Here is an 8404-nt window from a genome sequence, read left to right on the forward strand (position 1 = left end):
CTGGAGGGGGCGTGGCCTGGCGACCCGGGCGGTCCTCCTGGCCGCCCGGTACGCGGCCGCCGAGGGCGGCGTGGAGGCGGTGATCCAGGTGGAGCCGGAGAACACCGCCTCCGCCGCGGTGGCGCACCGGGCGGGGTTCCTCCTCGACCGGCGGACGCACCGCGGGGACGGCACCCGGTCGGACCGGTACCACCTGGACCTGCGCACCGCCGACCGCTGACGGGACGGCCGCGGGGCACCGGGGGGCGGGGCACGGGGCGTCCCTCAAGGGCTCCCGCCGGCGGCGCCTCGCCGCGGAACGCGGCGGAACGGCGCCGACCGGTCGCCCGGCCGCCCCGTCAGTCGGTCTCCAGCAGGACCGCCGGGAGCGCGCCGTCCAGCACCAGGGCCCGCGGGAGGGTGAGGCCGAAGTGGCGGCCGAGCACCTCCAGGCAGGTGCGGTGGAGGTCGTCGTTCTCCCGGTCGTGGTCGGGCAGCCCGGCGGCGGCCAGGTCGGCCGTCAGGGCGGCGACGGTGGCGGGCTCGCCCAGGACGCCGTCGGGGCCCCAGCTGGCGTCCAGGTGGAGGTTGAGGAAACAGGTCTCCCGGCCGTCCCGGCAGCCGCGGAAGAACGGCGGCACCGGCTTGCCGTTCTCCTCCTCGAACTCCAGGTGGTAGACCTCGGCGCCGCCGCGCGAGGCGGACGGCGACACACTCAGCTCGCCCTGCCAGTAGCCGTACACCACCGCGAAGGCGAGGTCGCCGGTGCGCCCGTGGCGCAGCCCGATGTCCTCGACGTCGCCGGGGAATTCGAGTTCGTACTCCTCGACCAGGTCGTCCGCCGTGAGTTCGCCGAGCGGGCGCGCGGTGCACCCCGGGAGTGCCTCGGCGATCCGGGCCACGAGCTCCTCGGGCTCCAGGCCGCGGGCCAGGACCACGCTGTAGCCGCCGTAGGCGATCGACTGGGGTTCGGCGAGCCAGGTGAGTGCGTCCGTCATGGTGATCATCATGGCGCACGGATCAACCGTTCGGTATTCCGAACGACCGGGCAGCGCGGCCGAACCCGTTCCACCCGCTCAGTGCCAGAGCCCCCACGAGGCCGGCCGGACCGGTTCCGCGAGGTGGCCGTGCTGCTCGGCCCGGTACTGCAGCACCAGCACCGAGCGGACCTGGTCGCCGTCCAGCGCGGTGTAGGCGTGCGGCAGCGCCGCGTCGAAGCCGATGTAGTCGCCGGGGCCGAGTTCGATCTCGCGCCCGTCGACCCGCACGCCCAGCCGACCGGTCTGGACCACGGTGTGCTCGGTGCCGGTGTGCCCCCCGGAGTCCTGGGCGGCTCCGGTGCGCACCACCTGGTCGTACAGCTCGAACACCGCGTCCCCGGACTCGATCCGGCGCAGCGGGCGCAGGTCGACACCCCGCCCGCTGAGCACCTCGGTCTCGGCCGCGCGCACCACCGTGACCTCGCCGCCCGGCCGGCCCTCGACCAGGTCGGAGATCGGCACGCCGAGCACCCGGGAGAGCCCGAGCACCGTCTCCAGCGTCGGGTTCCCGGCCCCGGACTCCAGCTGGGAGAGCGTCGCCTTCCCGACCCCGGCCTGCCGGGACAGCTCGGACAGCGACAGTCCGCGCTGGGCGCGCACCCGCTTCAGGTTGGCGGCGAGGACGCCCCGGACGGATTCCTCGGCATCGTTCACTCTCGACCTCTTCTCACCCGGCACTGTTCGATATACCGTACGGGACGCACACCGACGGACGGGGAAGCGTAGCGAAGCACCGCGTTTCCCTCACCCTCACCAGGAGACCTTCAGTGACCGAGCCCGCCGAGCCCGCCGAGACCACCGAGCCCGCCGAGACCATCAAGTACCGGAAGAACGGCCTGACCCGCGGGGTCACGGACGAGCTCGCGGAGAGCATGACGCAGGGCTGGGCCGACACCGAGCGCACCGCCCTGGAGCCCGTCCCCCAGGCCGCACACACCGCCCGCCGCCGCGCGGAGCTGTCCGCCGCCTTCCCCGGCGAGCTTCTGGTGGTCCCGGCCGGCAACCCCAAGGTCCGGGCCAACGACACCGACTACCCGTTCCGCCCCTCCTCCGACTACGCCTACCTGACCGGCGACCAGTCCCAGGACGGCGTCCTGGTGCTCACCCCGACCGGCGCCGGCGGCCACGAGGCCGTGCTCTACCTGCGCGACCGCTCCCGCGTCGACAACGGCGAGTTCTGGCTGGACGGCCACGGCGAGCTGTGGGACGGCCGCCGCAACAGCCTGACCGAGAGCGAGCGGCTGTTCGGCCTGCCCTGCCGGGACGTGCGCGCCGTCCGCGCGGACCTGCGCGCCGCCACCGGCCCGGCGCGGGTGCTGCGCCGCCACGACGCGGGCGTGGAGGAGGCCCTCGCGGACCGGGCGGTCGCCGAGCGGGACGAGGAGTTCGAGGTCTTCCTGTCCGGGCTGCGCCTGGTCAAGGACGCGTTCGAGATCGAGGAGCTGCGCTTCGCCTGCGCCGCCACCGCCCGCGGCTTCGAGGACGTGGTGCGCGTCCTCGGCACCGACACCGAGACCGCCGAGCGGCTGATCGAGGGCACCTTCTTCGTCCGGGCCCGGGTCGAGGGCAACGACGTGGGCTACAGCACCATCGCCGCGGCCGGCCCGCACGCGACCACCCTGCACTGGGTGCGCAACAGCGGGCACGCCCGGCCCGGCGACCTGCTGCTGCTCGACGCGGGCGTGGAGACCAACCACCTCTACACCGCCGACGTCACCCGCACCCTGCCGGTCAGCGGCCGCTTCACCGAGCTGCAGCGCAAGGTCTACGACGCCGTGTACGCGGCCCAGGAGGCCGGCATCGCGGCCGTGCGGCCGGGCGGGCAGTTCCGCGACTTCCACCACGCCGCCCAGCGCGAACTCGCCGAGCACCTCACCTCCTGGGGCCTGTTCGGCGACCTGAGCGCGGACAAGGTGTACGAGCTGGGCCTGCACCGCCGCTTCACCCTGGCCGGCACCGGGCACATGCTGGGCATCGACGTCCACGACTGCGCCCACTCCCGCACCGAGGAGCACGTCGACGGCCCGCTCGTGGCGGGCATGGTGCTCACCGTCGAGCCGGGCATCTACTTCCAGGAGAACGACCTGACGGTGCCGGAGGAGTACCGGGGCATCGGGGTGCGGATCGAGGACGACATCCTCGTCACCGAGGACGGCAACGAGAACCTCTCCGCCGGCCTCCCGCGCCGCTCCGACGAGGTCGAGGCCTGGTTGGCCCGCCTGCGCGGCTGAGTCGCTGGACGGCTGAAACAGCTGAAGCGGCACCGGGCGCGCCCGGTGCCGCACAGCCACGGCCCCAGCCACGGCTACAGCTACGTCGGCTACTTCAGCTGCGCCAGCGCCTCGGCGAGCCGCCGCACCGCGGCCTCGACGTCCTCGGGCATCCGGCTGGTGAAGCAGAGCCGGAAGAAGCCCGGCTCCGCGTTGTGCATGGTCCCGCCGGGCAGCAGGGAGACCTCGGTGGGCTTGGCGGCGAGGTAGCGGAACAGCCACTCCTCGTTCGGATCGAGCCCGTCCGGCCCGATGGCCGGCAGCCCGTTGACGTGCTCGCCGGGCGCGCGCTTGCCGAGGTACCTGCTGAGGTCGAGCCAGAAGAACATCGCGGCGTTGTCGCCGTCCCGGTGGACGTACTCGATCCCGGCGGCGTCCAGGGCGGCCTTGGTCCTGCGGAAGCTCGTGCTCAGGAGCGTGCGGTACTCGCGCATCGCGTACGCCGGGTACGGCTCCCCCTCGACGGTGGTCCTGAGCAGTTCCCCGACGACGTAGGTCTTCAGCGAGTCGAACGGGGTGAACCAGGGCAGTGCGCGGGTCTGCTCGGCCGGGTCGTCGCTGCCGAGCATGGCGCGGTGCACGGCCTCGTTCTTCGAGACGACGAATCCCGTGCGGAAGCCGGACAACCCGAAGTCCTTGGCGAAGCCCCAGACCACGTGGATCCGGTCGGCGTGCCCCTGGTACGCCTCCAGGGCCATCGCGCTGGTGAACGGCGTCGTACCGGTGTCGAGTTGGGAATGACAGTAGATCTCGTCCGAGATGATGTGAAGATCGGTGTGCGCGAGCGCCCAGTCGTAGATCTCGTCGAGCAGTTCCTTGGGGTAGTTGACACCCAACGGGTTGTGCGGATTGGTGAGGACGAGCAGCCGCGGGTTGTGCCCCGCCTCCTTCCGCGCCTCGTAGGCGTTCACGATCAGGTTGAGGGTGAGGCGGTAGCGGTCCTCGCCGTGGGTGGGCAGGTGCACCGGGACGCACTTCAGCTTGGGCCGTTCCTGGAACGACCAGTTGAAGCCCTGCCAGTACGGCGCCGGGATCAGCACCTCGTCCCCCGGCTTGAGCGGCTCGCCGCCCGTCCCCTGCCGCCGCATGAGCCCGAAGGCGATGCACTCCAGCGCGGAGGAGACCCCGGCGCAGCCGAACACGTCGTCCATCGCGACCGTACGGCCGAACGCCCGGGTGAGCAGGTCCGCCACCTGCTGACGCAGCCACGGTATGCCGACCGGGGCCATGTACTTGATGTTCGCCTCGGGGATCAGCCGGACCTTGTCGAAGACGTCCCGCTGCATCGAGTGGTGGTACAGCAGGACGTTCTCCGCGACGGACAGGTCGATCGCGGTGTCCGGTGCCAGGTGCTGGTGGTAGAAGGCGAGGGCCTGCTCGAAGTCGGGCAGGCCGGCGTGCAGGTCGGCGACCGCCTGGGGCGGGCCGAGCCTGAGTCCGTTCACGGTGGTGGTCATGGTGGTCCCCTGTCGGGTGAGCGGGTCCGGCGGTGCGCCGGAACGGTGCCGAACGACACCGGACGATGCCGGACGATGCCGTTCGCACACGCATCGCTCCCAGCCGACCATGCCCCGGAACCGGCCGCCAGCGCTCGGCGGCCGTCCGGACGGCGCCCCTGCCGCCACACCCTCGACCGTCAGCCGAGCCGCCACACCGTCGTGGTCTTGACCGCGGTGTCCTCCAGGTCCGCGACCACCGGCACCTGGTAGGCCGCCACCGCGGTGAACCGCTCGCGGGGCAGGTAGGCCCGGCCCGGGTCGCCGACGACCACGGTCGCGCCGCGCGCCGCGGCCCGCTCCAGGAAGGGCAGGAAGCGGGCGGCCATGGCCCGTTCGTAGAAGACGTCGCCCGCGAGCACCACCTCGGCGGGACCGCCGTCGCCGTCCACCAGGTCCACCAGGGCGCCGTCCACCCGCACCCCGTTGGCCTCGGCGTTCAGCCCGATCGCGGCCACCGCGTAGGCGTCGATCTCGGCGGCGCGCACGTCCGTGGCCCCGCGCAGCGCGGCGGCCACCCCGACCAGCCCGGAGCCGGCCGCGACGTCCAACACCGTACGGCCGGCGACCAGTTCGGGGTGGTCCAGCACGTAGCGGGCGACCGCCACCCCGCCCGCCCAGGCGAAGGCCCAGAACGGCGGCGGCAGCCCGTCCTCCCCGCGCGCCCGCTCGGTGGTCTCCCACAGGGCGATGGCGTCCTCGGCCATGTGCAGGCTGATCTCGGGCACGAAGGGGACGGGCTTCAGCTCGGTCTCCCGCCGGACGAAGGCGAGGTCCTCGGCGGGCTGAAGAGTGCGCAGCTCACTCGGCATGCCCCGCAGCATAGAGCCCGCGCGGGGTGCCCGCGCACGCCCGCGCGCCCGCACGACGGGACGACGGCAGGGCTGCGGGGCCGCCGGGCGCCGGGCGCCGGGCGGGTTCACCCGCGCTCGTCCACCACCCGCTTGATCTTCCCGACCGAGCGCTCCAGCGTGTACGGGTCCACCACCTCGGCCGCGACGGTGATCCCCACCCCGTCCTTCACCGCGCGGACGATCGCCGCCCGCGCCGCCGCCCGCTGTTCGTCGGAGGCCTCCGGCCGGGCCTCCACCCGGACGGTCATGTGGTCCAGCCGCCCCTGCCGGCCGAGCCGCAGCTGGAAGTGCGGCGCGACGCCCGGGGTGCGCAGCAGGATCTCCTCGATCTGGGTCGGGAAGACGTTCACCCCGCGCAGGATGATCATGTCGTCACTGCGCCCGGTGACCTTCTCCATCCGGCGGAAGGCCGGCCGCGCGGTGCCGGGCAGCAGCCGGCTGAGGTCGCGGGTGCGGTAGCGGATGATCGGCAGGGCCTCCTTGGTGAGCGAGGTGAAGACCAGTTCGCCGCCCTCCCCCTCCGGCAGCACCTCGTCGGTGAACGGGTCGACGATCTCCGGGTAGAAGTGGTCCTCCCAGATGTGCAGCCCGTCCTTGGTCTCCACGCACTCCTGGGCGATGCCGGGGCCGACCACCTCGGAGAGGCCGTAGATGTCGACAGCGTGCAGGTCGAGCCGTTCCTCGATCTCGCGCCGCATCTCCTCCGTCCAGGGCTCGGCCCCGAAGATGCCGACCCGCAGCGAGGTGCCGCGCGGGTCGACGCCCTGCTTCTCGAACTCGTCCAGGAGGGTCAGCAGGTAGGACGGGGTGACCATGATGATCTCGGGTTCGAAGTCCAGGATCAGCCGCACCTGGCGGGCCGTCATGCCGCCGGAGGCCGGGATGACGGTGCAGCCGGCCCGCTCGGCGCCGTAGTGGGCGCCGAGGCCGCCGGTGAACAGCCCGTAGCCGTAGGCGATGTGCACCTTGTCGCCGGGCCGGCCGCCGGCCGCGCGGATCGAGCGGGCGACCACGTCGGCCCACATGGAGAGGTCGTTGTCGGTGTAGCCGACCACGGTCGGCAGCCCGGTGGTGCCGCTGGAGGCGTGGATCCGGCGGACCTGCTCCATCGGGACGGCGAACATGCCGAAGGGGTAGCCCTCGCGCAGGTCGGCCTTGGTGGTGAAGGGGAAGCGGGCGAGGTCGTCCAGGGTGCGGCAGTCCTCGGGGCGGACCCCGGCGGCGTCGAACTTGCGGCGGTAGAGCTCGACGTTGTCGTACGCGTGCCGCAGGGTGGCCCGCAGCCGGGTGAGCTGGTGGGCGCGCAGCTCGTCCGGGGTCATCCGCTCACCGGCGTCCAGGAGCTCCGGCGGGATCGGCTCCCCGAGGTGTCGGTGCGGGACGGGTGCGGTGCCGGTCATCGTCGCTCCTTCGCTGCTCGGCCGGAGTTCCCCTGCCAGGGGTACCGACCGATCGTTCGGTCAGCCCTGTTCGCTCCATTGATCCAGTACCCGAACCACCTGTCAAGGGATCGCACGAGGCTTCCGGAATGTGAAGTTCCGACCACTTCGAGGTGACTTCACCTCGACAGCTTGGCTGTCCGATATGAAAATCATTACAGAAGTTTGACTTGCGACCGGCCTTCACCGCCCCGCCCCCATGGTTCAGTAGTGCGGTTTCCGCCCCGCACCCCGGAGTGATCACCGTGCCCACGACTCCCGCCCTGGTCAGCGCGCTGCGCGAACTCGGCGACCGACCCGCCGTCGTCGCCGACGGGCGCGCGATCAGCGGCATCGGCCTGCTGCTCGGCGTCTCCCCGCCGGGCGGCCTGCCCCGCGCCCTCGCCCGGCGCGTCGCCGAGCACGCCGCACTCCCACCCTCCGCCGCCCGGGCCGCCGACCAGCGGCTGCGCTACTGGGCCGGCGTCCTCGGCACGCCCCCGATCCGGCACACCGTGCTCCACCCCGTGACCGACCTCGCCGTCGACCTCGCCCTCGCCACCCTCCTGGCCGGCGGCACCGTCCACTGCGGCGACCCCGACCAGCGGCCCGACCAGCAGCTCCGGGCCGTCGCCGCCGCCCGGACCACCCACCTCAGCCTGCCCTCCGCCCTGCTCTGGCCCCTCAGCCGGCAACCCGACCTCACCGCCCACGACCTCGGCGCGCTGCGCCTGGTCCTGCACGTCGGCCCCGAACCCCGACAGGAGGACGTCTACACCGCCGTCGACGCCCTCGGGGCCGTCCTCGCCCACGTCCGCGCCCCCGCCAGCAACGCCGAGGCCGCCGACCGCCGGCTGCGCGCCGACGCCGAGAACGCCACGGCCGCCGCATGGAAGCACAGCATCGGCATCACCGCCGCGCAGGTCCGCGACTTCGGCGCCCAGCTCGACCGGGCCGTACTCGCCGCACTGCTGCACACCCTCCAGCAGAGCGGCGTGCTCACCGACCCCGCCCGCGGCCACCCCGAGGCCGAAGTGCTCGCCGCGGCCATGGTCACCCCCGCCCAGCGCCCCCGCGTCGCCCGCTGGCTGGACGCCCTCGCCCGGAACGGCCTGATCACCCGCCAGGACGGCGGCGCCCAGGGCCCGGTCTTCCGCGGCCGGCCCGGCCCGGCCGCCGCCGAGGTCCGCGACACCTGGCGCCCGGCCGTCGAGACCTGGGCCGACGGGCTCGGCCCGGCCGCCGCCCTCACCCGGGTCCGGGGCGAACCGGTCGGCGGTCAGGGCGGGCTGGTTGCGGTAGCCGCGAGCGACGCCGTCACCACCGATCCAGAGCTCGCCGGGCACG

General features: G+C 73.3%; 8 protein-coding genes. 3 read left to right on the plus strand and 5 right to left on the minus strand.

Annotated features, from left to right (window positions below; genetic code table 11):
- A partial coding sequence (locus ACIQOV_RS15315) for a GNAT family N-acetyltransferase (RefSeq protein WP_401048775.1) occupies positions 1-220 on the plus strand: 220 nt, incomplete at its 5' end.
- Between the two features lie 118 nt (positions 221-338).
- On the opposite strand, the gene ACIQOV_RS15320 is transcribed toward ACIQOV_RS15315, so the two are convergent.
- Together ACIQOV_RS15320 and ACIQOV_RS15325 are read right to left on the minus strand one after the other, a co-directional pair.
- The gene (locus ACIQOV_RS15320; protein ID WP_401048777.1) at positions 339-977 is read right to left on the minus strand and encodes a hypothetical protein; all 639 of its coding nucleotides are present in this window, start codon (positions 975-977) and stop codon (positions 339-341) included.
- 78 nt (positions 978-1055) lie between these two features.
- Positions 1056-1673, minus strand: coding sequence for a helix-turn-helix domain-containing protein (locus ACIQOV_RS15325; RefSeq protein WP_401048778.1), 618 nt, complete (start codon positions 1671-1673; stop codon positions 1056-1058).
- A 113-nt stretch (positions 1674-1786) separates the two neighbouring features.
- Between ACIQOV_RS15325 and ACIQOV_RS15330 the strand changes: the two genes are divergently transcribed.
- A complete protein-coding gene (locus tag ACIQOV_RS15330; RefSeq protein WP_401048780.1) occupies positions 1787-3250 on the plus strand; it encodes an aminopeptidase P family protein in 1464 nt (487 codons plus the stop codon).
- Between the two features lie 89 nt (positions 3251-3339).
- Here ACIQOV_RS15330 and ACIQOV_RS15335 read toward each other — a convergent pair whose 3' ends face one another.
- The 3 genes from ACIQOV_RS15335 to paaK all read right to left on the minus strand — a co-directional run bounded on the left by ACIQOV_RS15335 (position 3340) and on the right by paaK (position 7039).
- Positions 3340-4746 carry a pyridoxal phosphate-dependent aminotransferase gene (locus tag ACIQOV_RS15335; protein ID WP_401048782.1) on the minus strand — a complete coding sequence of 469 codons (1407 nt, stop codon included), beginning with the start codon at positions 4744-4746 and terminating at the stop codon, positions 3340-3342.
- 179 nt (positions 4747-4925) lie between these two features.
- The gene (locus ACIQOV_RS15340; RefSeq protein WP_380631234.1) at positions 4926-5597 is read right to left on the minus strand and encodes a class I SAM-dependent methyltransferase; all 672 of its coding nucleotides are present in this window, start codon (positions 5595-5597) and stop codon (positions 4926-4928) included.
- 107 nt (positions 5598-5704) lie between these two features.
- Positions 5705-7039, minus strand: a complete 1335-nt coding sequence (gene paaK, locus ACIQOV_RS15345) for a phenylacetate--CoA ligase PaaK (RefSeq protein ID WP_401048783.1) — start codon at positions 7037-7039, stop codon at positions 5705-5707.
- 284 nt (positions 7040-7323) lie between these two features.
- On the opposite strand from paaK, the gene ACIQOV_RS15350 reads away from it, so the two are divergent.
- A partial coding sequence (locus tag ACIQOV_RS15350) for a hypothetical protein (protein WP_401048785.1) occupies positions 7324-8404 on the plus strand: 1081 nt, incomplete at its 3' end.

It is taken from the genome of Kitasatospora sp. NPDC091257, from assembly GCF_044757675.1.
In the GTDB taxonomy this organism is placed as follows: Bacteria; Actinomycetota; Actinomycetes; order Streptomycetales; family Streptomycetaceae; genus Kitasatospora; species Kitasatospora lactacystinica.

What these genes read in the sequence shown, in the direction of transcription:
- ACIQOV_RS15335 (WP_401048782.1), bottom strand. Translation starts at nt 4,746, where the DNA reads ATGACCACCACCGTGAACGGACTCAGGCTCGGCCCGCCCCAGGCGGTC.
- ACIQOV_RS15340 (WP_380631234.1), bottom strand. Translation starts at nt 5,597, where the DNA reads ATGCCGAGTGAGCTGCGCACTCTTCAGCCCGCCGAGGACCTCGCCTTC.
- ACIQOV_RS15320 (WP_401048777.1), bottom strand. Translation starts at nt 977, where the DNA reads ATGACGGACGCACTCACCTGGCTCGCCGAACCCCAGTCGATCGCCTAC.
- paaK (WP_401048783.1), bottom strand. Translation starts at nt 7,039, where the DNA reads ATGACCGGCACCGCACCCGTCCCGCACCGACACCTCGGGGAGCCGATC.